Annotated in this window: 27 protein-coding genes; 16 read left to right on the top strand and 11 right to left on the bottom strand. The window is 74.5% G+C overall.

The annotated features are described in order from the left end of the window. Nucleotides 1-14: 14 nt before the first annotated feature. Complete coding sequence (locus KJP73_RS09115; protein WP_213282490.1) at nt 15-716, bottom strand: HEAT repeat domain-containing protein; 702 nt, start codon at nt 714-716, stop codon at nt 15-17. A 92-nt stretch (nt 717-808) separates the two neighbouring features. On the opposite strand from KJP73_RS09115, the gene KJP73_RS09110 reads away from it, so the two are divergent. Next, nucleotides 809-1,642, top strand: a complete 834-nt coding sequence (locus KJP73_RS09110; RefSeq protein ID WP_213282489.1) for a MerR family transcriptional regulator — start codon at nt 809-811, stop codon at nt 1,640-1,642. Between the two features lie 105 nt (nt 1,643-1,747). On the opposite strand, the gene msrA is transcribed toward KJP73_RS09110, so the two are convergent. Then, nucleotides 1,748-2,416: a peptide-methionine (S)-S-oxide reductase MsrA gene (gene msrA / locus KJP73_RS09105; protein ID WP_213282488.1), complete on the bottom strand. Its 669-nt coding sequence runs from the start codon at nt 2,414-2,416 to the stop codon at nt 1,748-1,750. A gap of 190 nt (nt 2,417-2,606) precedes the next feature. Here msrA and KJP73_RS09100 point away from each other — a divergent pair, with 190 nt between their 5' ends. The 4 genes from KJP73_RS09100 (at nt 2,607) to KJP73_RS09085 (ending at nt 6,603) form a co-directional block, all read left to right on the top strand. Next, nucleotides 2,607-3,761: a cystathionine gamma-synthase gene (locus tag KJP73_RS09100; protein ID WP_249669254.1), complete on the top strand. Its 1,155-nt coding sequence runs from the start codon at nt 2,607-2,609 to the stop codon at nt 3,759-3,761. Continuing rightward, complete coding sequence (locus tag KJP73_RS09095) at nt 3,758-5,029, top strand: AI-2E family transporter (protein WP_433995164.1); 1,272 nt, start codon at nt 3,758-3,760, stop codon at nt 5,027-5,029. Before KJP73_RS09100 ends, KJP73_RS09095 begins: the two co-directional genes overlap by 4 nt. An 11-nt stretch (nt 5,030-5,040) precedes the next feature. Next, complete coding sequence (gene ilvA / locus KJP73_RS09090) at nt 5,041-6,243, top strand: threonine ammonia-lyase (protein ID WP_213282485.1); 1,203 nt, start codon at nt 5,041-5,043, stop codon at nt 6,241-6,243. Nucleotides 6,244-6,363: 120 nt separating this feature from the next. Next, nucleotides 6,364-6,603 (top strand): hypothetical protein, encoded by a 240-nt coding sequence (locus tag KJP73_RS09085; RefSeq protein WP_213282525.1) that lies wholly within the window; start codon nt 6,364-6,366, stop codon nt 6,601-6,603. 94 nt (nt 6,604-6,697) lie between these two features. Here the strand turns inward: KJP73_RS09085 and greA are convergent, their stop codons facing one another. Both greA and KJP73_RS09075 read right to left on the bottom strand, forming a co-directional pair. Beyond that, complete coding sequence (gene greA, locus KJP73_RS09080; protein ID WP_213282484.1) at nt 6,698-7,186, bottom strand: transcription elongation factor GreA; 489 nt, start codon at nt 7,184-7,186, stop codon at nt 6,698-6,700. 254 nt (nt 7,187-7,440) lie between these two features. Beyond that, the gene (locus KJP73_RS09075) at nt 7,441-7,863 is read right to left on the bottom strand and encodes a DUF4307 domain-containing protein (protein WP_213282482.1); all 423 of its coding nucleotides are present in this window, start codon (nt 7,861-7,863) and stop codon (nt 7,441-7,443) included. A 176-nt stretch (nt 7,864-8,039) separates the two neighbouring features. On the opposite strand from KJP73_RS09075, the gene mca reads away from it, so the two are divergent. From mca to KJP73_RS09060, 3 genes are read left to right on the top strand one after another with little or no spacing between them, the layout of a single operon-like run. Continuing rightward, entirely contained in the window at nt 8,040-8,897 is an 858-nt protein-coding gene (gene mca, locus KJP73_RS09070; RefSeq protein WP_213282516.1) for a mycothiol conjugate amidase Mca, read from the top strand. Further along, on the top strand, nt 8,894-9,259 hold the full coding sequence (locus KJP73_RS09065; RefSeq protein ID WP_213282481.1) for a hypothetical protein: 366 nt from the start codon (nt 8,894-8,896) through the stop codon (nt 9,257-9,259). The genes mca and KJP73_RS09065 overlap by 4 nt, the downstream gene beginning before the upstream one ends. Then, nucleotides 9,256-10,083: a carbon-nitrogen hydrolase family protein gene (locus KJP73_RS09060; RefSeq protein WP_213282480.1), complete on the top strand. Its 828-nt coding sequence runs from the start codon at nt 9,256-9,258 to the stop codon at nt 10,081-10,083. Before KJP73_RS09065 ends, KJP73_RS09060 begins: the two co-directional genes overlap by 4 nt. 23 nt (nt 10,084-10,106) lie before the next feature. Here the strand turns inward: KJP73_RS09060 and trhA are convergent, their stop codons facing one another. After that, the gene (gene trhA / locus KJP73_RS09055; RefSeq protein WP_249669248.1) at nt 10,107-10,778 is read right to left on the bottom strand and encodes a PAQR family membrane homeostasis protein TrhA; all 672 of its coding nucleotides are present in this window, start codon (nt 10,776-10,778) and stop codon (nt 10,107-10,109) included. A 198-nt stretch (nt 10,779-10,976) separates the two neighbouring features. On the opposite strand from trhA, the gene KJP73_RS09050 reads away from it, so the two are divergent. Together KJP73_RS09050 and KJP73_RS09045 are read left to right on the top strand one after the other, a co-directional pair. After that, nucleotides 10,977-11,738 carry an isoprenyl transferase gene (locus tag KJP73_RS09050; protein ID WP_213282478.1) on the top strand — a complete coding sequence of 254 codons (762 nt, stop codon included), beginning with the start codon at nt 10,977-10,979 and terminating at the stop codon, nt 11,736-11,738. Between the two features lie 299 nt (nt 11,739-12,037). Next, nucleotides 12,038-13,384 carry a PhoH family protein gene (locus KJP73_RS09045; protein ID WP_213282477.1) on the top strand — a complete coding sequence of 449 codons (1,347 nt, stop codon included), beginning with the start codon at nt 12,038-12,040 and terminating at the stop codon, nt 13,382-13,384. Between the two features lie 56 nt (nt 13,385-13,440). Here the strand turns inward: KJP73_RS09045 and KJP73_RS09040 are convergent, their stop codons facing one another. Together KJP73_RS09040 and KJP73_RS09035 are read right to left on the bottom strand one after the other, a co-directional pair. Then, on the bottom strand, nt 13,441-13,737 hold the full coding sequence (locus tag KJP73_RS09040; RefSeq protein WP_213282476.1) for a hypothetical protein: 297 nt from the start codon (nt 13,735-13,737) through the stop codon (nt 13,441-13,443). A gap of 145 nt (nt 13,738-13,882) precedes the next feature. Further along, nucleotides 13,883-15,004, bottom strand: a complete 1,122-nt coding sequence (locus KJP73_RS09035; protein WP_213282475.1) for an FUSC family protein — start codon at nt 15,002-15,004, stop codon at nt 13,883-13,885. Between the two features lie 73 nt (nt 15,005-15,077). Between KJP73_RS09035 and KJP73_RS09030 the strand changes: the two genes are divergently transcribed. Both KJP73_RS09030 and KJP73_RS09025 read left to right on the top strand, forming a co-directional pair. Next, nucleotides 15,078-15,581: a MarR family winged helix-turn-helix transcriptional regulator gene (locus KJP73_RS09030; protein ID WP_249669247.1), complete on the top strand. Its 504-nt coding sequence runs from the start codon at nt 15,078-15,080 to the stop codon at nt 15,579-15,581. Between the two features lie 120 nt (nt 15,582-15,701). Next, entirely contained in the window at nt 15,702-17,807 is a 2,106-nt protein-coding gene (locus KJP73_RS09025; RefSeq protein ID WP_213282473.1) for a methyl-accepting chemotaxis protein, read from the top strand. A gap of 17 nt (nt 17,808-17,824) precedes the next feature. Here the strand turns inward: KJP73_RS09025 and KJP73_RS09020 are convergent, their stop codons facing one another. Then, nucleotides 17,825-19,237, bottom strand: coding sequence for a class II fumarate hydratase (locus KJP73_RS09020; protein WP_213282472.1), 1,413 nt, complete (start codon nt 19,235-19,237; stop codon nt 17,825-17,827). Nucleotides 19,238-19,253: 16 nt separating this feature from the next. Further along, the gene (locus KJP73_RS09015) at nt 19,254-19,919 is read right to left on the bottom strand and encodes a carbonic anhydrase (RefSeq protein WP_213282471.1); all 666 of its coding nucleotides are present in this window, start codon (nt 19,917-19,919) and stop codon (nt 19,254-19,256) included. Between the two features lie 175 nt (nt 19,920-20,094). On the opposite strand from KJP73_RS09015, the gene KJP73_RS09010 reads away from it, so the two are divergent. From KJP73_RS09010 to KJP73_RS08995, 4 genes are read left to right on the top strand one after another with little or no spacing between them, the layout of a single operon-like run. Further along, on the top strand, nt 20,095-21,384 hold the full coding sequence (locus KJP73_RS09010; protein WP_249669253.1) for a sugar ABC transporter substrate-binding protein: 1,290 nt from the start codon (nt 20,095-20,097) through the stop codon (nt 21,382-21,384). Further along, nucleotides 21,381-22,415: a carbohydrate ABC transporter permease gene (locus KJP73_RS09005; RefSeq protein ID WP_213282470.1), complete on the top strand. Its 1,035-nt coding sequence runs from the start codon at nt 21,381-21,383 to the stop codon at nt 22,413-22,415. The genes KJP73_RS09010 and KJP73_RS09005 overlap by 4 nt, the downstream gene beginning before the upstream one ends. After that, entirely contained in the window at nt 22,415-23,263 is an 849-nt protein-coding gene (locus KJP73_RS09000; RefSeq protein ID WP_213282469.1) for a carbohydrate ABC transporter permease, read from the top strand. The genes KJP73_RS09005 and KJP73_RS09000 overlap by 1 nt, the downstream gene beginning before the upstream one ends. A gap of 41 nt (nt 23,264-23,304) precedes the next feature. After that, entirely contained in the window at nt 23,305-24,636 is a 1,332-nt protein-coding gene (locus KJP73_RS08995; protein ID WP_213282468.1) for an ABC transporter ATP-binding protein, read from the top strand. 22 nt (nt 24,637-24,658) lie between these two features. Here KJP73_RS08995 and KJP73_RS08990 read toward each other — a convergent pair whose 3' ends face one another. Both KJP73_RS08990 and KJP73_RS08985 read right to left on the bottom strand, forming a co-directional pair. Further along, entirely contained in the window at nt 24,659-25,603 is a 945-nt protein-coding gene (locus tag KJP73_RS08990; RefSeq protein ID WP_213282467.1) for a carbohydrate kinase family protein, read from the bottom strand. A 69-nt stretch (nt 25,604-25,672) separates the two neighbouring features. Then, nucleotides 25,673-25,951 carry an exodeoxyribonuclease VII small subunit gene (locus KJP73_RS08985; protein ID WP_213282466.1) on the bottom strand — a complete coding sequence of 93 codons (279 nt, stop codon included), beginning with the start codon at nt 25,949-25,951 and terminating at the stop codon, nt 25,673-25,675. Nucleotides 25,952-26,381: the final 430 nt, after the last annotated feature.

Raw genomic sequence — 26,381 nt, 5'->3', positions numbered from 1 at the left:
AGGGGGAGCGGGCGTCAGGCGAGCAGGCGGGCGAGGCGGGTCTTCTTCCGGTTCTCCCGCACGATCCAGGCGGTGTCCGGGTCGCCCGACCCCGCGAGCTCCGCGAAGGCCGGCAGCCCGGCGGCCGGGTCGCCCGCGACGGCGACGCTCCAGCAGTACCCGAGCGCCTGGCGCAGCGTCCGCACGTCGGGGCCCCGCCGGTCGCCGGCGGGCAGCGCCTCGATCGACGCGGTGGTGGTCCGGCATGCGTCGACGGCCGCCGCGGCGGTGACGGGGTCCCGCAGCAGGCGCGGCTCGCAGATCGCGGCGACCGCCGCCCGGCGCACCAGCGGGTGCGGGTCGCGCGCCCAGCCGTCGACGACCGTGCGCAGCGCCGCCGGGTCCGCGTCGCCGACCCGCTGCAGGGCCATGGCGACCGCCTCGCGGACCCGCCAGGACGCGTCCGCAGCCAGCCCGTGCAGCAGGGCCAGCAGCCCGGGGTCCGGCGCCGACGCCAGCAGCCGCCCGACGCCGACCGTCCCGCAGCACCGCAGGTACGCGTCGTCGTCGGCGGCGAGCCGCAGCACCAGGGGAGCGGGCGCCACGTCGGCGAACGCCTGCACCAGCTCGAGGTTCGCGCGCGGGCCGGGCAGCCCGGACCGGGCGGTCAGGTAGGCCGGGACGTCGCGGTCCGGGAGCGCGGCCAGGGCGGTGCGGTGCTCGTCGGATCGGCTCACCCGCCGCACCGTACGCGCGCGCACGTGCCCGCGGCAGGGCCAGGAGTCCCGGGCTTGAGCCTGCCACCGTGTCAGGGTGTGAGGTCATGGACATGACCCGGTCCGAGGCACGCACCTTCACCATCGGGGAGTTCTCCCGGCTGGCGCGGATCAGCGTGCGGATGCTCCGTCACTACGACGAGCGCGGGGTGCTCCGGCCGTCGTCGGTGGACGCCGCGTCCGGGTACCGCTACTACTCCCCGGCCCAGCTGCTCGCCGCGGGGCGGGTGGTCGCCCTGCGCGACGCCGGCTTCCCGGTCGCCGAGATCGCGCGGCTGCTGCCGCTGCTCGACGACCCGGCGGCGGTGCGGCGGGCGGTGGAGGAGCAGCGGTCCCGGCTGCTGGCCGACGCGGACGACGTCCGGCGGCGGCTCGAGCGGGTCGACCACCTCATCACCACGCTGGAGGAGTCCGTCATGTCCGTCGACGTCCGCCGTACCACCCTGCCCCCGATGACCGTCGCCGCGCTGCGCGAGGTCGTCCCCACCTACGCCGACGAGGGCCTGCTCTGGCAGCGGCTGCCCGCCGCGATGCAGGCCGCCGGCGCCGTGCCCGCCGCCGGGGCCCTGGCCGGCGCCACGTTCCACGACGAGGGGTTCCAGGAGCGCGACCCCGACGTGGAGATCTGGCTGCAGGTCGCCGCCCCGTTCGCCGGGACGGACGGCGTGCGCTGCGTCGAGGTCCCCGCGCGCGACGTCGCCGTCGCCACGTTCACCGGTGGGTACGAGCGGGTCGGGGCGGTGACGGCGGCCATCGGCGACTGGATCGCCGGGCACGACCTCGCGATGGCCGGCCCGATGTTCGACGTCTACCGGGTCGGGCCCGCGCAGGAGCGCGACCCGCAGCGCTGGGTGACCGACGTGTGCCAGCCGGTCCGCGACGCCTGACCGGCCCCGCCACGCGCCGAGGGGCGCCGCGCGGTGGTCGCGCGACGCCCCTCGGGTGGAGCTCCAGCAGGCCGGACGCTCAGGCGTCCAGCGGGCAGCGCCCGCTCAGGCGTCCAGGGGCCGCGGGCAGGACACGCCCGTCCCCCCGAGACCGCAGTACCCGTTCGGGTTCTTGTCGAGGTACTGCTGGTGGTAGTCCTCGGCGTAGAAGTACGTCCCGGCCTCCGCGGCGGGGCGGACCTCGGTGGTGATCTCGCCGTACCCGGCGCGGGTCAGCCGCTCCTGGTACGCCGCGAGGACCTCGCGGGCGGCGAGCTCCTGCTCCGGCGTCGTCGGGTAGACGGCCGACCGGTACTGCGTGCCCCGGTCGTTGCCCTGGCGGAACCCCTGCGTCGGGTCGTGCGACTCGAAGAACGTCCGCAGGACGTCCGCGTCGGAGACCACGGTGGGGTCGTAGGCGACCTGGACGACCTCGGCGTGCCCGGTCAGGCCGGTGCACACCTCCTCGTACGTCGGGTACGGCGTGTACCCGCCCTGGTAGCCGACGGACGTGGCGACGACGCCCGGCAGCTGCCAGAAGACGCGCTCCGCGCCCCAGAAGCAGCCGAGGCCCAGCGTGATCGTCGCGGTGCCCTCGGGCCAGGGGCCCTGCAGCGGCGTCCCGAGCACGGTGTGCGTCGTCGGGACGGTGTAGCCGTAGCCGTCGCGGCCCTTCAGCGCGCGCTCCGGGGTGACCATCGTCGATGCGAGGGCCGAACCGAACAGCCAGCTCATGGTGACTCCCTTCCTCGGGTCCGACGCACTCAACCGCCCTGCGTGCCCGCGTGTTCCCGTGGGCGCCAGCGCCTAGCCTGAGCACGTGAGCGACGACCAGGACAGCACCCCGACCCTTCCCGCCTCCGGCGACCTCGGCGAGCACGTCGACCTCGACGACTGGTCGGACGCCGGGTTCGCGACCCGCGCCATCCACGCCGGTCAGGAGCCCGACCGGGAGACCGGCGCCGTCGTCACCCCGATCTACCAGGTGTCGACGTACAAGCAGGACGGGGTCGGCGGCCTGCGCAGCGGCTACGAGTACTCCCGCTCGGGCAACCCGACGCGGTCGGCGCTCGAGGAGGCGCTGCGTGCGGCCGAGGGCGGCGGCGCGGGGTTCGCCTTCGCGTCCGGCCTGGCGGCGGAGGACACCCTGCTGCGGGCCGTGCTGCGCCCCGGTGACCACGTGGTCATCCCGAACGACGCGTACGGCGGCACGTACCGCCTGATCGCGCGGGTGTTCGGGCCCTGGGGGGTCGAGCACACGCCCGTGAACCTGTCGGACGCCGACGCGGTGCTCGCCGCGATCCGCCCGGGGCAGACCAAGCTCGTGTGGGTGGAGACGCCCACGAACCCGCTGCTCGGCGTCTCCGACATCGCCGCGCTGTCGGCGCACGCCCGCGCGGCCGGGGCGGTGCTCGTCGTCGACAACACGTTCGCGACCCCGTACCTGCAGCAGCCGATCGCGCTCGGTGCGGACGTGGTCGTGCACTCGACCACCAAGTACATCGGCGGGCACTCCGACGTGGTCGGCGGGGCGCTGGTCGTCGCGGACGGCGCGCAGCTCCCCGTCGGGCTGGAGGGGCCGACCGGCACCTCGGCGCTCGCGGACGCCGTCGCCTTCCACCAGAACGCGTCCGGCGCGGTCGCCGGGCCGTTCGACTCCTGGCTCACGCTGCGCGGGCTCAAGACCCTGGCGGTGCGGATGGACCGGCACAGCGCGAACGCCGCGGCCGTGGCGCGGTTCCTCGTCGAGCGCGAGGACGTGGGCGACGTCATCTACCCGGGGCTGGAGCAGCACCCCGACCACGAGGTCGCCGCGCGGCAGATGTCCGGGTTCGGCGGCATGGTGTCGTTCCGTGCCGGGAGCGCCGAGCGCGCCGCCCAGGTGTGCGCCCGGACGCGCGTGTTCACGCTCGCGGAGTCGCTCGGCGGTGTCGAGTCGCTGATCGAGCTGCCCGCCCGGATGACGCACGGGTCGGTCGTGGGCACCGACCTGGAGGTCCCGGACGACCTGGTGCGCCTGTCCGTCGGCATCGAGGACGAGGCGGACCTGATCGCCGACCTCACGCGGGCGCTGGCGTGACGACGCCGGGCCGCGGCTGGCGCGCGCTGACGCGGGCGCGGGCGGGAGGGCCGGCCGCCACCGACACGGCCCCGCCGCCGGTGCTGCACGAGGGGGACCTCACGACGGGCGCGACCCCCCGGGGCTGGACGGCCGAGCAGTCCGTGACGCCCTCGATGCGGGCCGCGGCTGCCTGGTCCTGGCGGTTCCTCCTGATCGTCGCCGCGGCTGCCGTCGCGCTGTGGATCGTCGGGTACTTCAAGGTCATCGTCGTGGCGGTCGCCGTCGCGCTGCTGCTCACCGTGCTGCTGATGCCGTTCGCGAGCTGGCTGCGCCGGGTGGCCCGGTTCCCGCGCGGAGCCGCGGCGATCTCCTCCGTGCTCCTGCTCCTCGCCGTGGTCACGGGCCTGGTGGTGCTGGCCGGCCGGTCGATCGCGGCCGGGTTCGGCGACCTGTCGGAGCAGGCGTCGGCGGGCTTCGACGAGGCGCTGGCCTGGCTGTCGGACGGCCCGCTGCAGCTGAGCACCGACCAGCTGGACCAGCTCGTGGAGCAGGGCCGCGAGCAGGTCAGCCAGAACGCGGACTCGCTGGTCTCCGGCGCGCTGTCCCTCACGACCACCGTCGGGCACGTCGCGGCGGGCACCCTGATCACGCTGTTCTGCACCTTCTTCTTCCTGCTCGACGGCCGGACCATCTGGACGTGGCTGGTCGGGCTGCTGCCGCTGTCCGTGCGCGAGCGGGTGCACCAGGCCGGCCGGCGCGGCATCGTCACGCTGTCCGGCTACACCCGGACGCAGATCCTCGTGGCGCTCGTGGACGCGACCGGCATCGGGCTCGGCGCCGCGATCCTGCAGGTACCGCTCGCCGTGCCGCTGGCGACGCTCGTGTTCGTCGGCTCGTTCATCCCGATCGTCGGGGCCATCGCCACCGGGATCGTCGCCGTGCTGGTGGCCCTCGTCGCCCAGGGGCCGGTCGTCGCGCTCATCATGCTGGGCGTGGTGCTGCTGGTGCAGCAGATCGAGGGCCACCTGCTGCAGCCGCTGCTGATGGGGCACGCCGTGTCGCTGCACCCGGTCGCCGTCCTGCTGGTGGTCACCGCGGGATCCATGGCCGCGGGCATCGTCGGCGCGCTGTTCGCGGTGCCGATCGCCGCGACGCTCAACACCGTGGTGCTCTACCTACACGGGCACGACAAGTTCCCGCAGCTCGGCACGCAGGACCACGTGGAGCTGCGGCCGCCCGGGCTGTTCTCGCGGCGGGGTGCGGGCGGGTCGGACGCCCGGCGGTGAAGGATACGCAGGTGACCTACCTCGACGACGCCCGCGCCGCCGCACGACTGCTGGACGGGGTGGCCACGCGCACCCCCGTCGAGACCTCCCGCGCGCTGTCCCAGATCGCCGGCGCCCCGGTGCTGCTCAAGTGCGAGAACCTGCAGCGCGCCGGCTCCTTCAAGATCCGCGGCGCGTACGTGCGGATGGCCCGGCTCTCCGCGCAGGAGAAGGCGCTGGGGGTCGTCGCCGCGAGCGCGGGCAACCACGCCCAGGGCGTCGCGCTCGCCGCGCAGCTGCTCGGCATCGACGCCGTCGTCTACATGCCGGTCGACGCGGCGTTGCCCAAGATCGCCGCCACGCGCGAGTACGGCGCCGAGGTGCGGCAGCACGGGAGCAGCGTCGACGAGGCGCTGGTCGCGGCGCGCGCCGAGGCGGAGCGCACCGGGCGGGTGCTGATCCACCCCTTCGACCACGAGGACATCGTGGCCGGGCAGGGGACCCTGGCCCTGGAGATCCTGGAGCAGGTCCCGGACGTGCGCACGATCGTCGTGCCGCTCGGGGGCGGCGGGCTGGCGGCGGGCATCCAGGCCGTCGTCGCGGAGCTCGCGCCGCACGTGCGGGTCATCGGCGTGCAGGCAGCGCGTGCGGCGGCCTACCCGGCGTCGCTCGTCGCGGGCCAGCCGGTCCGCGCCCCGGAGCTGCACACGATGGCGGACGGCATCGCGGTCGGCACCCCCGGCGTCGTGCCGTTCGGCGTCCTGCAGCAGCACGGGTGCGAGGTGCGCACCGTGTCCGAGGAGGACCTGTCACGCGCCCTGCTGCTCGTCGCCGAGCGGGCGAAGCTGCTGGTGGAGCCGTCCGGCGCCGCGGGCGTCGCCGCCGTGATGGCCGCCCCGGGCGAGCTCGAGGGGCCGGTCGTCGTCGTGCTGTCCGGCGGCAACATCGACCCCCTCGTGCTGCTGCGCGTCGTCCGGCACGGGCTCGCCGTCTCCGGGCGGTACCTGCAGCTGCGGGTGCGGGTGCACGACACCCCGGGGGCCCTGGCCGGGCTGCTGCGCGAGCTCGCGGGCGCGGGCGGGAACGTCATGCACGTGTCGCACGTGCGCACCGGCGTGGACCTGGAGATCGACGAGGTCGAGATCGAGGTCCAGGTCGAGACCAAGGGGCCGGACCACTGCGCCCGGCTGCTGCAGCACCTGCGGGACGAGGGCTTCCGGCTCGCGGAGCACTGAGCCGTCTCGACCAGCACTGAGCCGTCTCGACCAGCACCGGGCCGGCATCATCCGCGGCCCGCGGGTGTTGTGCTGGACGTGCGGGCCACCGTGCCCGCCCCGAGGACCGGGAGGACGACCATGACCACGGCGCAGACGACGACCGGGCTGACGACCACCGAGCAGCCGACCACCGAGCCCGCAGCGGGCGGGGTCGACGTGCTCGACCCGCGCACGATGATCGAGGTCGGGGTGCTGCTCGCGAACGGGCGGCTGGCCGGGCGGCGCTTCGCCTCCCGCGCGGAGGCCGAGGCGTGGGCCCGGCCCGAGGAGGGCGACCAGGTCGTCGAGTACAACCTCGTCTGCGAGTGCGCCGTCTGAGCGGCGCCCGCCCGTCCGGCGCGCGAGGCCGGGCACGCGAGAGGGCCCCGTCCGTGGCGGACGGGGCCCTCTCGCGTGCGCGCTGTGCCCGGGCTCAGCCCGTGAACGGCGTCGCGCCCTTGATCTCCACCGGGATCTCGCGGCCGTTCGGCGCGGTGTAGGCGACCGTGTCGCCGACCTTGCGGCCGTTGATCGAGGCACCGAGCGGCGACGTCGGGGAGAAGACCTCGATGTCGGCGCTGCCGGCGATCTCGCGGGAGCCGAGCAGGAACACCATCTCGTCGCCCGCGACCACGGCGGTCACCACCATGCCGGGCTCGACGACGCCGTCGTCCGGCGGCGTGCCGATCTGCACGTTGCGGAGCTTCTCCTTCAGCTCGCGGATGCGGGCCTCCTGCTTCGCCTGCTCCTCGCGCGCCGCGTGGTAGCCGCCGTTCTCCTTGAGGTCGCCCTCGTCACGCGCGGCGGCGATGCGCTCGGTGACCTCGGCGCGTCCCGGGCCCTCGAGGTGCTCGAGCTCCGCCTTGAGCCGGTCGTAGGCCTCCTGCGTCAGCCAGGTGGCGGCCTGCGTCGTGTCGGTCACGTCCACTCCTTCCCTGCGTGTTGTCGTACGCCGTCGCCGGCGCGTCCACTCTCGTCCGGACCCGGTCAGGCGTGCAGCGAGGCGCGAGTGCGTGAACGGGTTGCGCCGTATCCCTCGCGGTCGCGTCGACCTGCGGCGACGTCGGGCGACGTCGGTCCGGGGCGGCGTATGAATCGGCAAGCATAGCAACGCCGGGGTGCTCCCGGCCCGGCACGGGGTCGGAACGGGGCCGTCGCGGCGCCGTCGTCCCTCGATCAGGCGACCTCGCAGTGCTCCACGACGGCCGAGACGGCCTCCTCCGCGGTGGGGATCGTGGTGGTCACGCGCTGGGTGCCGGTCCCGGCGGGGCCGACGGTGACGTCCTGCACGCCCACCTCGGCGTACCGGTCGGACAGCGCCTGCACGCGGCACGTCACGGTGGCCTCCGGGTCCTTGGTGACGTCGAAGGTCATCTCGGTCTGCGTCGGCCCGTCGACGCGGAAGCCGACCTCGTCCCAGCGCACCGGGGTGCGGGCCTGGCCGATGCCGATCCAGACGGCGACCGCGACGCCGAGCACCGCCAGCACGACCAGGCCGACGCGGGCGGCCCGCCGCCGGCCGGGGGTGGTCGCGGGCCCGTACCGCCCGGCGGGCGGCCCGGGGTGGCCGGGTCCCGCGGAGGTCGAGGGTGCGGTCACGCGGTGCTCCAGGTGCTCGGCCGGCGCCGGTGGCGCGCGGTGTCGGTGGGCTGAGGGATCATTGTCTCCCGTCGGCTCCCCACCGGCGACGAGCGCACGGGTGCGGGAGCGCACGAGCGTGACCAGGGCGACGAGGGAAGGACCACGAGGACACCGTGACCGAGCAGCTGCGCCTGATGGCCGTGCACGCGCACCCGGACGACGAGTCGAGCAAGGGCGCGGCGACGACCGCCCGGTACGCGGCCGAGGGCGTGGACGTCCTCGTCGTCACGTGCACCGGCGGCGAGCGCGGCGACGTCCTCAACCCCCACCACCCGCCGGTCGAGGGCGGCATCGAGGCGATGCGCGCCGTGCGCCGCACCGAGATGGCGCAGGCCGCCGCGGCCCTGGGTGTCCGGCAGCACTGGCTGGGCTTCGTCGACTCCGGGCTGCCGGAGGGTGACCCGCTGCCGCCGCTGCCGGACGGCTGCTTCGCGCTGCAGCCGCTGGAGGAGGCGTCCCGCCCCCTGGTGGAGCTCGTTCGCCAGTTCCGGCCGCACGTGATCACGACGTACGACCCGACCGGCGGCTACCCGCACCCGGACCACATCATGTGCCACCGCGTCGCCTTCGAGGCGTTCCACGCGGCGGGCGACCCGGAGCGGTACCGCGGCGCGGGCGAGCCATGGACGCCGCTCAAGCTGTACTACAACCACGGGTTCTCGATGGCCCGGATCCGGGCGGCGCACGAGGCGATGACGGAGCGCGGGCTGGAGTCCCCGTTCGGCGAGTGGGTCGAGTCCCGCGCCGCGCGCGAGATCCCGGAGCGCGAGGTCACGACGCTGATCCCGGTCGACGGGTACTTCGACGCCCGGGACGCCGCGCTGCGGGCGCACGCGACGCAGATCGACCCCGAGGGCTTCTTCTTCGCCATGCCGCGGGACCTGGAGCTCGAGGTGTGGCCGACCGAGGAGTACGAGCTCGCGGAGTCCCGCGTGCCGACGACGATCCCCGAGGACGACCTGTTCGCCGGGGTGCGGGAGGTGCTCGCGTGACCGGGACGCTGGAGGCCGTCGGCCAGGGGGCGGCGGTCGCGCACGGCGCGCTGCTGCAGGCCGTCGGGGGGCTCGCGGGTGCGGCCGAGCCGTCGCCGTCGCCGAGCACCGTGGAGGTGCCGTCCGCCGACCAGACCTCGCCCGGCCTGCTGGGCTTCCTCGTGACGTTCGGCGTCGCGGTCGCCGTGATCCTGCTCGCGTTCTCGCTGGTGCGGCACCTGCGGGTGGTCGACCGCAACGCCCGGCGGCTCGAGGCCGAGGGGGACGGGCCCGCACCGCGCCCGGCTGCGCCGACGGGTGACGCGACGCCCGGCACGGACGGGCCGGGGGAGTCCGGTACCCCGCCGCGGGACCGTCCGTGAGCGGCACCGCACCGCCCGTGCGGCCCGCCGTGCGCGTGACCGTCGGGCAGCTGCGAGTCAGCGACGACCACGCCGCGAACCGCGAGGTGGTGCGGCGCGCGTTCGACACCGCCGCTCGGGCGCGGGCGGACGTGCTCGTGCTGCCCGAGTACGCGTCGGGCTTCGACCCGCGGGGCACCGGCGTGGAGCACGCGGAGCCGCTCGACGGCCCGTTCGTCTCGCTGCTGCGGGAGTCCGCGGTGCGGCACGGGGTCGCCGTGGTGGCCGGGACCACCCTGCCCGGCGCCGACGCGGGGCGGGCCGTGAACGCCGTCGTGGCGGTCGCCGCGGACGGTGAGCTGGCCGGCGTCTACCGCAAGGTGCACCTGTACGACGCGTTCGGGCACCGCGAGTCCGACCGGCTCGAGCCCGGCCCGGCCGACGCGGCACCGCTCACGCTCGACGTCGCCGGCGTCCGCCTCGGGGTGCTCACCTGCTACGACCTGCGGTTCCCCGAGTCGGCGCGTCGCGCGGTCGACGCCGGCGCGGACGTGCTGGTCGTCCCGGCGGCGTGGGCGGCGGGGCCGCTGAAGGATCTGCACTGGCGCACCCTCGCCGTGGCGCGGGCGATCGAGAACACCGCGGTCGTCGTCGCGGTCGGCCAGGCGGGCCCGGGCGTGACGGGGCGGTCGCTGGTCGTCGGCCCGGACGGCGTCGTGGGCCTGGAGCTCGGCGAGGAGCCGGAGCTGCGCACGGTCGACCTCGACCCCGAGGCGCTCGCCGGCGTCCGGGAGCGGAACCCGTCGCTGCGCCACCGCCGGTACCGGGTGGTCCCGGCGGTCTGACCCCGCTCCGCGCGGGAGCGGCGTCAGCCCAGGACGGCGATCGCGGCCGCGGCGTAGTGGCAGCCCCAGCCGACGACGGTCAGCAGGTGGAACACCTCGTGGAACCCGAACCACCGCGGGCTCGGGTTCGGGCGCTTCAGGCCGTAGACCAGCGCGCCCAGCGTGTACGCGAGCCCGCCGACGGCGACGAGCCACACGACCGCCGCCCCGCCGTTGTCCGCGCGCCCGAAGGCCGGCAGGAACCAGACGGCCACCCAGCCCAGCGCGATGTACACGGGCACGTAGACCCAGCGCGGGGCGCCGAGCCAGAAGATCCGCGCGAGCATCCCGACCAGGGCGCCCGACCACACGATGATCAGCAGCGTCCGGGCGGTGTCGGCGGGCAGCAGGGCCACCGCGAGCGGCGTGTACGTCCCGGCGATCACCAGGAAGATGTTCGTGTGGTCCAGGCGGCGCAGGACGCCGGCGACCCGCGGGGACCAGGTGCCGCGGTGGTACACCGCGCTGACGCCGAACAGCAGCATCGCGGCGGCACCGAACACGGCGCTGGCGATGGTCAGCGGCGCGGTGGGCGCGAGCACCACCAGGACGACCGACGCGACGGTGGCGACGGGGAACATGCCCGCGTGGATCCAGCCGCGCAGCCGCGGCTTGACGGCGTCGGCGACCTGCTCGGCGGTCTCGGCGACCTTCACTGCGGGGCCTTCCTCTCGGGGGGCGGTGGACGCCTCGGATCCTAACCTACGTGTGCGTAGGTTACGGAGCCGTAGGTCGGAGGCGTCGTCGGTGGTCCTGCACGAATCCTCCCCCTCACCACCCTCCCGGTGCACCGTGGCGCGGGCAGGCGTGCCGGTAGCGTGAGCACCGCCGTCCGCCACCGCTGAAGGAGTCCTGTGCGTCTGCCCCACCCGTTGTACGGGTTGTACGAGCGGCGGCTCGCCGCGTCGCTGCCCCGGGACCGGGTCCCGCGGCACATCGGGGTCATCCTGGACGGCAACCGGCGCTGGGCGCGCCAGCTGGGCGAGACGACCGCGACGGGGCACCGGCGCGGCGCGGACAGGATCTCCGACCTGCTGCTGTGGAGCGAGGAGGTCGGCGTCGAGGTCGTGACGCTGTGGATGCTCTCGACCGACAACCTGGGCCGCGAGGCCGCGGAGCTCGAGGCCCTGCTCGGCATCATCGAGGACGCGGTGCGCGAGCTCGCGGCCACCCGGCGCTGGCGGGTCCAGGCGGTGGGGTCGCTCGACCTGCTGCCCGAGCGCACCGCGCAGGCCCTGCGCGACGCCGAGTCCGCCACGTCCGACGTCGAGGGGCTGCACGTCAACGTCGCGATCGGCTACGGCGGCCGGCGGGAGATCGCCGACGCGGTGCGGTCGTACCTGACGGAGCGCGCGGCCGACGGGGCCTCGCTGGAGGAGATCGCCGCGACGTTCGACGTCGAGCACATCGCCGACCACCTCTACACCAAGGGCCAGCCCGACCCGGACCTGGTGATCCGGACCTCCGGCGAGCAGCGGCTCGGCGGCTTCATGCTCTGGCAGTCGGTGCACTCCGAGTACTACTTCTGCGAGGCGTACTGGCCGGACTTCCGCCGCGTGGACTTCCTGCGCGCGGTGCGTGACTACGCCGCCCGGGAGCGCCGCCGCGGGCAGTGACGGGCGCCCCCGGCGACGGGCGCGGGTCCGGCGGGTGAACATCATGTTGCGTGACGTGCGACACACCCGGGTCGTGCGCGGGAGTGTCGGATGTGCGGCGTAGCGTCCCTCGCAACGGACGGCACCAGTCGTCCCCGGGAGGCCAGCCCTATGGAGCACGCGCTCCGGGGGGAGGGCCGGTCGTGGCCCTTCGTGCGGGCCGGCCGCCCTCGTCCCCATCCCGAGTGCCGCAGGAGCCCGTCGTGGCTCGGCACCCCGGGCCCGAGTCGGCGCTGACGCAGCGCCGGAGGGAGCCTGCCGTGGTCAGCAAGCTGGGATCCGCCACCGCCTCGACCGACCAGCCGGAGGGGCGCCGGACGCACGTCCTGGACACCTCCGTCCTCCTGTCGGACCCCAAGGCGATCCTGCGGTTCGCCGAGCACGACGTGGTGCTGCCCGTCGTGGTGATCACCGAGCTGGAGGGCAAGCGGCACCACGCCGAGCTGGGGTTCTTCGCCCGCTCCGCGCTGCGCCTGCTCGACGACCTGCGCATCCAGCACGGCGGGCTCGACGCGCCGCTGCCGATCGGCGACCAGGGCGGGACGCTGCGGGTCGAGCTCAACCACACCGACCCGGCCGTGCTGCCCGCCGGGTTCCGGCTCGGTGACAACGACACCCGGATCCTCGCCTGCGCCGCGAACCTCGCGGCCGAGGGGCACGACGTCACCGTGGTCTCCAAGGACCTGCCGATGCGGATCAAGGCGTCGGCGATCGGCCTGCGCGCCGAGGAGTACCGGCACGAGCTCGCGGTCGACTCCGGCTGGACCGGGATGGACGCGCTCGACCTGACCGAGCAGCAGATGGCGGACCTGTGGGAGCACGACGCGATCGCGCTCGCCGACCTCCCGGACGCGCCGGAGCTGCCGTGCCACACGGGCCTGGTCATGCACAGCCCGCGCGGGTCGGCCCTCGGCCGCGTCACGTCGGACAAGCACGTCCAGGTGGTCCGCGGCGACCAGGACGTGTTCGGGCTGCACGGCCGCAGCGCCGAGCAGCGGATCGCCATCGACCTGCTGCTGGACGAGCAGGTCGGCATCGTCTCGCTCGGCGGCCGCGCGGGCACCGGCAAGTCGGCGCTCGCGCTGTGCGCGGGGCTGGAGGCCGTGCTGGAGCGCCGGCAGCACCGCAAGGTGATGGTGTTCCGGCCGCTGTACGCCGTCGGCGGTCAGGAGCTCGGCTACCTGCCGGGCAGCGAGTCCGAGAAGATGAACCCCTGGGCGCAGGCGGTCTTCGACACCCTCGGCGCGGTGGTCAGCCGCGAGGTGGTCGAGGAGATCATCGACCGCGACCTGCTGGAGGTCCTGCCGCTCACGCACATCCGCGGGCGCTCGCTGCACGACGCGTTCGTCATCGTGGACGAGGCGCAGTCCCTGGAGCGGAACGTCCTGCTGACCGTGCTGTCCCGCATCGGCCAGAGCTCACGCGTGGTGCTGACCCACGACGTCGCCCAGCGGGACAACCTGCGGGTCGGCCGGCACGACGGCATCGCCGCCGTGATCGAGGCGCTCAAGGGGCACCCGCTGTTCGCGCACGTCACGCTGACCCGCTCGGAGCGGTCGCCCGTCGCGGCGCTCGTCACGGAGATGCTGGAGGGCATCGACCTCTGACGCACGCGCGTAGGCGGCGGGCTCCTCCGCATCGACGGGGCCCGCCGCCACGGCGGTCAGCCGCAGTAGATGCGCGTGTTCGGGGACTCGAAGTAGTACGTCTTCCCCGGTGCGGTGACGAGCTGGTAGATGTTCCCGGGCTCGTAGATCTTGAGCACCAGCGTCGTCTTGCTGGTGTTCTTGGCGTAGGTCCAGCCCTTGAACGGGCCACCCAGCATCGTGCCCGAGGTGATGCCCCACCCCATGCAGGTGGTGTTCATCGTGGGACCGGCCATGGCCGCGGTCGCACCGGTCCCTACCAGCCCGAGGGCCAGGATGCCGGACAGCACGGCGGCCGTGAGAGAGCGCTTCACAGGAATCTCCTCGCAGGAGGTGTGCACAATCGGACCCGCATACCCTGCGACATTGCCGGATATCGAGTCAATGTGAACTATTACCGGCGCAAATCCGCCTGATGACACCATCCGGGTGTGTACCATCCGGTCCGCTGCTCACGGGTCAGTCGCGGGCGGCGGGGTGCCCGGGCGCCGCCGCTGGGGAAGGGGAGGTGGGGGCGACGGCGTGCTCCGGCCGCGCCGCCGCGACCGCCACCACGAGGCCGACGACGGCGCCGACCGCCGTGTCCAGCGCACGGTCGAGCGCGAGCGCCGTGGGGTCGAGCGGCCCGCCGATCGAGGTCATGAGCAGCGCCATCGGTGTGATGGTCAGCATCGCGACGCCGTAGTGCCGGGCGACCACGAGCTCGGTGACGGTCTGCAGCACGACGACGAGCACCGCGACCGCGACGAAGTCCAGGTGCGCGCCCAGCAGCGGGAGCGCGACGAGCGCACCGCACGCCGTGCCGGCCGCGCGCTGCAGCGCCCGGACCCCCATGTGCCGCACGTGCGTGCCCTGCAGCACGGCGGCAGCGCCCATGACGGCCCAGGCCGGGTGCCCCCAGCCGGCCCAGGTCGCGACCGTCGACGCGACGGCGGCCGCGGCGGCGACCGTGACGGCCGGGTCGAGCGCCGCGCCGCCCGCCGTGCCCGCGCGGACGACGTCCCGGACCCGAGGGGCCGGGGGGACCGGCCGCCCGCGCAGCAGGTCCACCGCGGCGCCGGCGTTGCACACCAGCAGCGCGACCAGCAGCCCCGTCGCGACGGCCGCCGCCCGCGCGGCCACGTCCCCCGCTCCGGACGTGGCGGCGGTGCCCGCTCCCGCGGCGAACACGACGATGGTCGCCGCGGGTGGTCCGGTGCGCAGGGCGGCGGCGCCGGCGGTCGCCGCGCTGGCGACGACCGTCAGGGCCGCCAGCCCGAGGACGACGGGCGCGTCCGCGAGGGCGGACATGAGCGCCACGGTGCCGGTCAGGGCCGCGCCGACGACCGCCATCAGCCGGACCCGCCAGGCGTACCCCGCGGAGCGCCCGTACAGCGACGCGAGCGCGCCGATGGCCGCGTAGCCGGCGAGGTCCTGCCGGCCTGCGCCCGCGACCACCAGCAGCGCGAGCGCGACGCTCGCCCCGCAGCGCAGCGCCCCGCCGAGGGCGTCGCGGGTGCTCGGTCCGCCGCCGTGCGGGCGCAGGGCGGCACGCAGCTGCTCGGGATGGAGCAGGGCGGCGAGGAGGGTCAGTCGGTGCACTGGTCGGATCCTACCGAAAGATGTTCACGCGTGAAACAGATGTGAACGAGTTCACGCCACTAGGGTGGCGCCCGTGGACAGCGTGGACCGCCTCCGGGCGCAGTGGGAGCGCGCGGCGCCGGAGCTCGACGTCCGGCCGATCGCGGTCGCCGGCCGGATCACCCGCATCGCCGCGCTGCTGACCGAGCAGTCGGAGGCCGCGCTCGCGACGGCCGGGCTGACCCGCGGGGAGTTCGACCTGCTGTGCGCGTTGCGCCGTGCCGGCCGCCCGCTGCGCGCGAGCGAGGTGTCGACGATCACCGCGGCGTCCGGGGCGGCCATCACGAAGCGCGCCGAGATCCTGGTCCGCGCCGGGCTGATCGCCCGCGGCATCCCGCACCGCGACCGGCGCGGCGTGCTGCTCGAGCTCACCGAGGAGGGCCGCGCCACCGTCGACCGGCTCATGCCCGAGCACCTCGCCCGGGAGTCGGCGGCGCTCGACGGGCTGACCGCCGCCGAGTCGGAGCGGCTCGCGGCGTTGCTGTCCCGGGTGCTCGTGCGGGTCGAGGGCGCGCAGGGAGGTCCGCCGCCCGGGTGAATCCGGGCGGCGCCGTGCGTCGAACCGCTCACACAGGACCTTCGGCCTACCGATGGGCACGGCGTCAACGTCGGCACCGGAGGGGGCCCGGCGTCGCGCCGCCCTGCCCCGGAGCTCCCCGTGCCCCTGCCCCGCCTGCGCACCAGCCTGCGCGCCCAGCTCGTCGCGACCGGTGCCGGTGCCGTCGCCGTGACCGCCGCCCTGCTCACCGCGGTCGGCGGCTGGCAGGTCTCGGGCCTCGCGGAGGACGCTGGCGACGACGTGGACCGGCTCACCACCGCGTCGATGGTGCAGACCACGCAGCAGGCCGTCACCCTCGTGACCACGCAGGTCGCCACGGTGACCGACCGGATGGCCTCCGACCTGCGCGTCGCCCAGCAGACGCTCGCGCAGGCCGGGCCCGTCACGTTCGGCGCCCCGGAGCACTGGACCGTCACCGACCAGACGACCGGCGCGACGCGCGAGGTCGACCTCCCGCAGCTGCAGGTCGGCGGCACCTGGCTCGGCCGCACCACCGACCCCGCCACGGTGGTGCCCGTCGTCGACGAGATCAGCACCCTGCTCGGCGCCTCGGTCACGGTGTTCCAGCGCGTCGACGAGGCGGGGGACATGCTCCGCGTCGCCACCAGCGTCACGAACGCCGACGGCAACCGCGTCATCGGCACCGCCATCGGCGCCACGGCCCCCGACGGCACCCCGAACGCCGTCGTCGCGTCGCTGCTCGCCGGCGAGGCCTACTACGGCACCGCGCAGGTCGTCGGGCAGCCGTTCGTCACCGCGTACGCGCCGCTCGTCGTGGCCGACCAGGTGGTCGGCGCCCTGTTCGTGGGCGTCCCGCAGAGCGAGGTCGACGCGCCGCTGCGGGCCGCGCTCGCCGAGGTCGCGGTCGGTCAGGAGGGCTACCTGACGGTCGCGGACGCCGACGGCGGGTGGGTCGTGCCGCCGCCGGGCGCGGCTGCGGGCGACGCCGCGGGGTCCGTCGACGCCGACGGCGACGCGTATGCCGCGCGCCTGGTCGAGGCCGCCGCGGAGCTCCCCGCGGGCGAGACGACCGCCGAGCGGGTCGACCTCGGGGACGCCGGCGCCGCCACGGTCCAGCTCGCCCGGTACGCGCCGTGGGGCTGGACGGTCGCCGCGTGGGGCTTCGACGCGGACCTGCGCGCCGTGTCCACCGAGCTGGAGGCCGGCGCCGGGACGCTGGTGGTGACGCTGCTCGTCGTCGGGCTCGTGGTGGCCGTCCTGGCCGTGGCCCTCGTCGTGTGGATCTCCGGCCGGGTCGTCGGCCGCGTCGGCCGCCTCACGACGGCCCTGCGCCGCGTCGCCGACCGGGACCTCTCCGTCGAGGTCCGCGGCGAGGGCCGGGACGAGATCGGCGTCATGGGGTCGGCGCTGGGCGAGGCGATCGACGCGATGCGCGCCGCCCTGACCCGCATGCAGCAGGGCGCGGAGGCGGTCCGCAGCACCGCCGGCCGGCTCGACGGGTCCTCCGGCACGCTCGAGGAGGCCGCCGGCCGCACCGTGTCCCGGGCCGAAGGCGCCGCGGGCTCCGCGTCCGTCGTGAGCACCGAGGTGCAGACCGTCACCGCCGCGATGACCGAGATGCGCGCGTCCATCGAGTCGGTCGCGCAGGACGTCACCGCGGCGTCCGGCGAGGCCGCGCAGGCCGTCGGCATCACGGCCGAGGCCGCGTCCGCCGCCGACCGGCTCGCCGCCTCGACGTCGCAGATCGCCGCGGTGCTCGACACGGTGACGACCATCGCGAGCCAGACGCACCTGCTCGCCCTGAACGCCAGCATCGAGGCCGCCCGTGCGGGCTCGGCCGGTGCCGGCTTCGCCGTGGTCGCGGGCGAGGTGAAGGACCTGGCGCAGCAGACGTCCAGCGCGATCGGCACCATCGCGCCGGTCCTGGAGGCCGTCACCCGCGACGCCGCCGACGTGCAGGCCTCCGTCGGCCGGATCTCGACCGCCGTCACCACCGTCGACGAGCTGCAGGGCGCCGTGTCCGCTGTCGTCGAGGAGCAGAGCGCGACGACGTCGGAGATCGAGCGGAACCTGGTCGTCGCGGCCGAGAGCACCACCGACATCGCCGGCAGCGCGGCGGACGTGGCGCAGGCCGCCGGCCAGGCGTTCGACGGCGCCGCGGAGGTCCGGCAGGCCGTCGTCGACCTGGCCGACGTGGCGGCGGAGCTCGCCCGCGGCGCGGAGGAGTTCACGCTCGCGCGCTGACCGCCGCCGCGGCCCGGTCAGGCCTTCGGGCGGGTCATGCTCAGCAGGTCCAGCGCCTCGTCCAGCTGGGCCCCGGTGACCTCCCCGCGCTCCACGTAGCCGAGCGCGACCACGGCCTCCCGCACCGTGATGCCCTGGGCCACCGCGTGCTTGGCGATCTTCGCCGCGGCCTCGTACCCGATCACGCGGTTGAGCGGCGTGACGATCGACGGCGAGGAGCCGGCGTACGCCCGCCCGCGCTCGACGTCGACCTCGATGCCGTCGACCGTGCGGTCGGCGAGCACCCGGCACGCCGCGGCGAGCAGCCGCTCGGACTCCAGCACGGCCTGGCCCATCACCGGGATCTGCACGTTGAGCTCGAAGGACCCGCTGGCCCCCGCCCACGCGACCGTCGCGTCGTTGCCGACCACCCGCGCGGCCACCATGAGCACCGCCTCCGGGATCACCGGGTTCACCTTGCCGGGCATGATCGAGGAGCCCGGCTGCAGGTCGGGGATCCGGATCTCGCCGAGGCCGGTGTTCGGCCCGGAGCCCATCCAGCGCAGGTCGTTGCAGATCTTCGTGAGGCTCACGGCGATCGTCCGGAGGGCACCGGACAGCTCGACCAGGCCGTCCCGGGCGCCCTGCGCCTCGAAGTGGTCACGCGCCTCGGTCAGGGGCAGGCCGGTGTCCTCCGCGAGCAGGGCGATCACCCGCTGCGGGAACCCGGCCGGGGTGTTGATGCCCGTGCCGACCGCCGTCCCGCCCAGCGGGACCTCCGCGACGCGGGGGAGCGCCGCCTGCACGCGCTCGACGCCGCGGCGGACGGCCGCGGCGTACCCGCCGAACTCCTGGCCGAACGTCACCGGCGTGGCGTCCATCAGGTGCGTGCGGCCGGACTTCACGTCGCCGGCGTGCTTCTCGGCCAGCCGCTCCAGCGACGCCGCGAGGTGCTCCAACGCCGGCACCAGGTCGTTCACGGCGCCGTCGGTGGCCGCGACGTGCACGGACGTCGGGAACACGTCGTTCGAGGACTGCGACGCGTTGACGTGGTCGTTCGGGTGCACGTCCGACCCGAGCGACCGGGTCGCGAGGGTCGCGAGCACCTCGTTCATGTTCATGTTCGAGCTGGTGCCCGACCCGGTCTGGTAGACGTCCACCGGGAAGTGGGCGTCGTGCCGGCCCTCGGCGACCTCGTCCGCGGCGGCGGCGATCGCGTCCGCGACCGCGCCGTCCAGGATGCCCAGCTCGGCGTTGGCGCGCGCGGCGGCCTTCTTGATCCGGGCGAGCGCGGCGACGTGGCCCCGCTCCAGGGTCGTCCCGCTGATCGGGAAGTTCTCGACCGCGCGCTGCGTCTGGGCGCGGTACAGGGCGTCGGCCGGGACCCGGACCTCGCCCATCGTGTCGTGCTCGATCCGGTACTGGACGTCGTCGTCGGCGTGCTGGTTCATGCGCGGCATCCTGCCATCAGGCCCGGACCGGGGTCTCCCCGACGTCGCCGACCGCGCTCGTCAGGCGGGCCTGCCCGTCGGCCAGCGTGTACTCCACGCCGACGACCGCGCACCGACCCTCCTCGATCGCCTCCGCGAGCGTCACCGAGTACGAGCGCAGCATGTCGACGGTGTGCCGCACGTGCTCGTGGCCGAGCTCGGCCGGGTCCACGGTCGACAGGTCGCGCGTGCGGCCGTCGGCGTCCGGGCCGTGCGCGAGCGACACGATCGAGGGGATGACCCGGTCGACCACCGCGCGGACGAAGCCCCGCGGCAGCTCGCCCTTGGTCAGCGCGGCCGTCGCCGCCGCCACCGCGCCGCAGGAGTCGTGACCCAGCACGACCACCAGGGACGCGCCGAGGATCTCGACGCCGTACTCGATGGAGCCGATCACGGTGGTGTCGAGGACGTGCCCGGCCGTCCGGACCACGAACACGTCGCCGAGGCCCTGGTCGAAGACGATCTCCGCCGCGACGCGGCTGTCCGAGCAGCCGAACACCACCGCGAACGGGTGCTGCTCGGCCTGCACCTCGGCGCGCCGCTCGAAGCCCTGCGACGGGTGCTCCATGGCGCCGCTGACGAACCTCTCGTTCCCCTCGCGGAGCGCGGTCCAGGCCTCGGCGGGGGTCGTGGGATGTGCCATGGCCACATCGTCGCACCGTCGCCCGGGTGCTTCACCACCTCGTCCACGCCGGGCGTCGGCGTCGCCCCTCCGGTGGCAGAGCCCGCCGGAGCGGTGTAGCCAAGGGTGTGGGAAACGTGAAGGACGAGGTCGGGGCGCTGGTCGCGGCCTCGTAGCGACGGAGGGAGCGGTGGCGGTGCGCAGACGGTCGACGATGATCGCCGGGGCGACGGTGCTCGCGCTGGGGGTGGGTCTCGGGGCGTGCGCGCCGGCCGACGACACCCCGGTCCTCACCTGGTACACGAACCCCGACGCCGGCGGGCAGGCGGCGCTCGCGCAGCAGTGCACCGAGGAGGCCGACGGCGCGTACCGGATCGAGGTCTCGGTCCTGCCCCGCGAGGCGAGCTCCCAGCGCGAGCAGCTCGCCCGGCGCCTCGCCGCGTCGGACTCCTCCATCGACCTGATGAGCCTGGACCCGCCGTTCATCCCGGAGCTCGCGAACGCGGGGTTCCTCGCGCCCGTGCCGGACGACATCGCCGAGCAGGTCAGCCAGGACGTCGCCGAGGGCGCGCTGCAGGGCGCCTCATGGGGCGACGAGCTGGTCACCGTGCCGTTCTGGGCGAACACCCAGCTGCTGTGGTTCAAGAAGTCGGTCGCCGAGGCCGCGGGGCTGGACATGACGCAGCCCGTGACCTGGGACCAGGTGATCGACGCCGCGCGCGACCAGGACCTGACGCTCGGGGTCCAGGGCATCAAGGCCGAGGCGTACACGGTCTGGATCAACGCGCTGGTCGAGTCCGCCGGGGGCCACGTCGTCGAGACGCCCGAGGCCGGGGCGGAGGACGTCGAGCTGGGGCTGGAGTCCGACGCCGGCAAGGAGGCCGCGCGGATCATCGGCGAGATCGGGGCCGACCGGCTCGGCGGGGCCGGGCTGCCGACGCAGGACGAGAACGCGTCGCTGTCGCAGTTCCAGGGGGACAGCGGGTCGTTCATGGTCAACTGGCCGTTCGTCTGGCCGGCCATGCAGGGCGCGGTCGAGGACGGGACGCTCGAGCAGGAGTTCCTGGACGACGTCGGCTGGGCGGTCTACCCGCAGGTCGTCGAGGGCGAGGACGCGGCGCCTCCCTACGGCGGGATCAACCTCGGCGTCGGCGCGTTCAGCAACCACGTCGACGAGGCGTACGAGGCGGCGGCGTGCATCGTGCGGCCCGAGAACCAGGCGGCGTACTTCGTCTCCGACGGCAACCCGCCGGCGAGCACCGTCGCGTACGACGACCCCGAGGTGCAGGAGACGTTCCCGATGGCGGACGTCATCCGGCAGTCGCTGGAGCAGGCGGCGCCCCGCCCGCAGACGCCGTACTACAACGAGGTGTCGCAGGGCCTCCTGGAGACGTGGCACGCGCCGTCGTCGGTGGACCCGGAGACGACGCCCGAGGAGTCGACCACCTTCATCGTCGAGGTGCTGCGAGGGGAGCGGCTGCTATGAGCACCGAGATCACGGGTGCGACGGCCGGCCCGGCGGCGCAGGGCACCCGCGGCGCGGGGCCGCGCGACGCCGACCGGTCCGGCGGGCCCGGCGGACGCGGCCCCACCGGCACCGCCCGCGCGAAGGGCGGCCGCAGCGACCGCGCGAAGGCCGAGGCCCGGCTGGGCTGGCTGCTCGCCGGACCCGCGTTCGTGGTGATGCTCGCCGTCACGGCGTACCCGATCCTGCAGGCCGTCTACGAGTCGCTGTTCCGGAACCGGCTCACGGCGCCGGACGACCGGGCGTTCATCGGCCTCGGGAACTACGCGGTGATCCTGTCCGACTCGGTGTTCTGGCAGTCGCTGGGCGTCACCACCGGGATCATGATCATCACCGTGGCCGTCGAGCTCGTGCTCGGCTTCGCGCTGGCGATGATCATGCACCGCGCGATCCTGCGGCTCCGGGGCCTGCTGCGCACCGCGATCCTCGTGCCCTACGGCATCATCACGGTCGTCTCGGCGTTCGCGTGGTTCTACGCGTTCAGCATCGACTCGGGGTACGTCAACCAGTGGTTCGACTGGGTGCCGGGCATCAGCCCCGACCTCAACTGGTTCGCCAACATGGGCACCAGCCTGTTCGTGATCATCGCGTCCGAGGTCTGGAAGACCACGCCCTTCATCTCGCTGCTCCTGCTCGCCGGCCTGGCGCAGGTCCCCGGCGACCTCGAGGAGGCCGCGCAGGTCGACGGCGCCACCTGGTGGCAGCGGATGAAGCGCGTCGTCATGCCCAACATGAAGGCCGCGATCATGGTCGCCGTCCTGTTCCGGGCGCTGGACGCGTTCCGCATCTTCGACAACGTCTTCATCATGACGAACGGCGCGAACAACACGACGGTGCTCTCGCTGCTCGCGTACCGGACGTCCATCGGGCGCCTCGAGATCGGCCTCGGGTCGGCGATCTCCGTCCTGCTGTTCCTCTGCGTGATGCTCATCTGCTTCATCGCGATCAAGATCTTCAAGGTCGACCTGGCCGGCGCGAGGGGAGGCCGCTGATGGGCGCGCTGTCGGGCAAGCAGAAGGCCGCCTGGGCCGCCATCACCGTCGCGGTGCTGCTGTACGCGCTGTTCCCGGTGGTGTCGATCATGGCCACCTCGTTCAAGCTGCCGAGCGACCTGAACACCGGGAAGTTCCTGCCGACGACGTGGACGTGGCAGAACTACGAGCAGATCCTCGCCCCGGACGGCTCCGCGCAGGAGCTGTTCCTGTCGTCGCTGCGCAACTCCGTCGGCATCTCGCTCATCGCCACCGCGATCTCCGTGGTGCTGTCCACGCTCGCGGCGTACGCGATCGCCCGGCTGGAGTTCCCGGGCCGCAAGCTCATCCTCACCACGGCGCTCGGCGTCTCGATCTTCCCGGTCATCTCGATCGTCACGCCGCTGTTCAACCTGTGGCGGACCATCGGGCTGTACGACACCTGGCCCGGCCTGATCATCCCGTACCTCTCGCTCACGCTGCCCATCTCCATCTGGACGCTCACGGCGTTCTTCCGGCAGATCCCGTGGGAGCTCGAGCAGGCCGCGCAGGTCGACGGCGCGACCACGTGGCAGGCGTTCCGCAAGGCGATCGTCCCGCTGGCGGCGCCGGGCGTGTTCACCACCGCGCTGATCGCGTTCTTCATCGCGTGGAACGACTTCGTGTACGGCATCTCGCTGACCTCCACGGAGGCGGCGCGGCCCGTGCCCGCGGCGCTGGCGTTCTTCTCCGGCGCCTCGCAGTTCGAGGACCCGACCGGCGCCATCTCGGCCGCCGCGGTCGTCGTCACCATCCCCGTGGTCGTCCTGGTGCTGCTGTTCCAGCGCCAGATCGTGTCCGGGCTGACCCAGGGCGCCGTCAAGGGCTGAGCCGTCGCGCTCCCCACCCGGCCCGAGACAGGAGGAACCTCATGGCATCCATCACCCTGACGGACATCGTCAAGGAGTACGGCGACGGCTACCCGGCCGTCAACGGCGTCAGCCTCGACATCAAGGACGGGGAGTTCGTCATCCTCGTGGGACCGTCGGGCTGCGGGAAGTCCACCCTGCTCCGGATGATCGTCGGGCTGGAGGACATCACCTCCGGCGAGCTGCGGATCGGCGACGAGGTGGTCAACGACAAGGCCCCGCGCGACCGGCACCTGGCGATGGTGTTCCAGAACTACGCGCTCTACCCGCACCTCACCGTGTTCGAGAACATCGCGTTCCCGCTGCGGCTGCAGAAGGGCGCGTTCACCGAGGAGCAGATCCGCGAGCACGTGGAGTTCGCCGCCGACACCCTGGAGCTGCGCGACCACCTGGACCGCAAGCCGGCGAACCTGTCCGGCGGTCAGCGTCAGCGCGTCGCGATGGGCCGGGCGATCGTCCGCGACGCCCGCGCGTTCCTGTTCGACGAGCCGCTGTCCAACCTCGACGCGAAGCTGCGCGGGCAGATGCGGACCGAGATCGCGCGCATGCAGCGCCGCCTGGGGACCACCACCGTGTACGTCACGCACGACCAGACCGAGGCCATGACGCTCGGCGACCGTGTCGTGGTGCTCCGCAAGGGCGAGACGCAGCAGGTCGCGAGCCCCCGCGCGCTGTACGAGCAGCCGGTCAACCTGTTCGTCGCCGGGTTCATCGGGTCCCCGCCGATGAACTTCATGCCCGGCGAGGTCCGCGGCGACACCCTGAAGCTCCCGTTCGCCGAGGTGCCGATGCCCGAGCGGGTCCGCGACCGGGTCGCCGGGCGTGAGCTCGTCATCGTCGGCCTGCGCCCCGAGCACGTCGAGGACGCGCGGACGCTCGACGACATCAAGCGGGACAGCGGCGTCACGTTCGAGGCCGACGTCGACGTCATCGAGTGGCTGGGGTCCGAGCTGTACGCCTACATCCCGTTCGAGACGCACGCCGACGTCGCGAAGAAGCTCGAGGAGCTCGACCGGGACCTGGACGGCGAGGGCATGCGCACGCAGGTCGTCGTGTCCCTCGGGTCGGAGAGCCGCGTCCGCGACGGCAGCCGGGCGACGCTGTGGTTCGACCCGCGGCGGCTGCTGGTGTTCGACCCCGAGTCCGGCGAGAACCTCACCTACGACGACGAGGCCGCCCAGCGCATCGACGCCGAGACGGAGGAGGACCGCCGGGCGGCGCTGGAGCGGGCGCAGCGGGACGCCGACCGGGACGGCGACCGCCGCGGGGAGGTCGCACGCGGCGACGGCGCGGGGGCGTCGACCCCGGCGGGCCGGCACCGCGAGGCCTCCTGACCCCGGCCGGGGCCGCGCGGAGTCAGGCCTCGCCGAGCTCCGCGGACGTCGGCGGGTTCGCGCCCGCGCGGGACACCGTGATCGCGGCGATGGCGGCGCACCGGACGAGCACGCGCTCGATCGTCGCCCGGTCGATCGCGTGCAGGCGCTCGCGGGCGTCGGCGCCGAGCAGGCCGGCCGACCACAGCCCGTCGATCAGCCCCGCCATGAACGAGTCCCCGGCGCCCACGGTGTCCGCGACCGTGACGGGCGGTGCCGTCAGCGCGATCTCGTCCCCGGCCGCCGTCACGGCCAGCGCGCCCTCGCCGCCGAGCGTCACGACCACGAGCGCCGGGCCGCGGCTCAGCCAGTCGCGGGCGATCTCGACCGGGGCGACCCCGGGGTGCAGCCAGGCAAGGTCCTCGTCGGAGACCTTGACGACGTCCGCGAGCTCGACGAGCCGCTCGACGACCGGGAGCGTCGCGTCGGCGTCCCCCATCAGGGCCGGCCGCAGGTTCGGGTCGTACGTGAGCGTCGACGTCGACCGGCGCTCGGCCAGCAGCCGGGCGACCGCCTCCCCGCCGGGGGTCAGCACCGTGGCGATCGACCCGGTGTGCACCACGGCGGGGGCGTCGTCGCCCTCGTCCCAGGTCCCGGGCAGGTCCCACGTGAGGTCGAACTCGTAGGTCGCGGCGCCCCCGTCGTCCAGGTGGGCGCGCGCGACCGAGGTGCGCTCCGGCGCGCGGTCACCCGCGAGCACGTGCACGTCGGACGCGGCGAGGTGCTCGCGCACCAGGTCGCCGTACGCGTCGTCGGCGAGCCACGTCAGCAGGTCGACGCGCCGCCCCAGCCGACCGAGCCCGATCGCCACGTTGGCCGGGCTGCCCCCCGGGTGCTCGGCGGGCTCCTCACCGCGCCGCAGCACGACGTCGACGAGGGCCTCCCCGACGACGAGGGCGCGCGGGGCGGGGGCGGTCTGCTCGGTCATGGGACTCCTTCGCGTCCGGCGGCGGTGCCGGTTCGGTGCAGCGGGTGGCGCGGGACCGCGCCGCCGGGGTCAGGAGGAGGCGTCCTCGCCGGCGCCCGGGCGGGCGGGACCGTCGCCGTCCGCCTCACGGGCGGCGTCGAGCCGGGCGCGGGCGCCGTCGAGCCACTGCTGGCACCGGGCGGCGAGGGCCTCGCCCCGCTCCCACAGCGTCAGGGACTCCTCGAGGGACGCACCCCCCGCCTCCAGGCGGGAGACGACGGCGACCAGCTCGTCCCGGGCCTGCTCGTACGACAGCTCGTCGACGCCGACGGCGTCCGGTGCGGGGGAGGTGGCGCTCACGGCACCCATCTAACCAACGACCACGGACGTGCTGTCCACCGGAGGCACGCGAGCCGCCTCGCCGGGCGGCGGTCGGGGTGGTCGGCGCGGCGGCCGGTGGGAATGGTGGTCACCGTGTCCCGCGCCGGTGGCGACACGTTCCGGCGAACCGTGTGCACCGTGTGCACCGTGTCTCGCGGAAGGGAGGGTCCGCTCGTCGAGACGGCGTCCACGGCGTCTGCCGTGTCTGCGGTGACTACCTCACGCGTGGTGACCACGTCACTCGCGGTGACCACCCTCAGGCGTGGTGACCACGTCACTCGCGGTGACCACCCTCAGGCGTGGTGACCACCGCATCGCTGCGGTCACCGCAGTCACCGTGGTCACGGTTGGCGAGAGGGGTGTGGGGCGGTCCGGGGGGACACCGCGGTCACCGTGGTCACGGTTGGTGGGGGTTGGC

This window comes from Cellulomonas hominis, assembly GCF_901521055.1.
In the GTDB taxonomy this organism is placed as follows: domain Bacteria; phylum Actinomycetota; class Actinomycetes; order Actinomycetales; family Cellulomonadaceae; genus Cellulomonas; species Cellulomonas endometrii.
The sequence above is the reverse complement of the archived record's forward strand: the minus strand, read 5'-3'. Positions and strand labels throughout refer to the sequence as shown.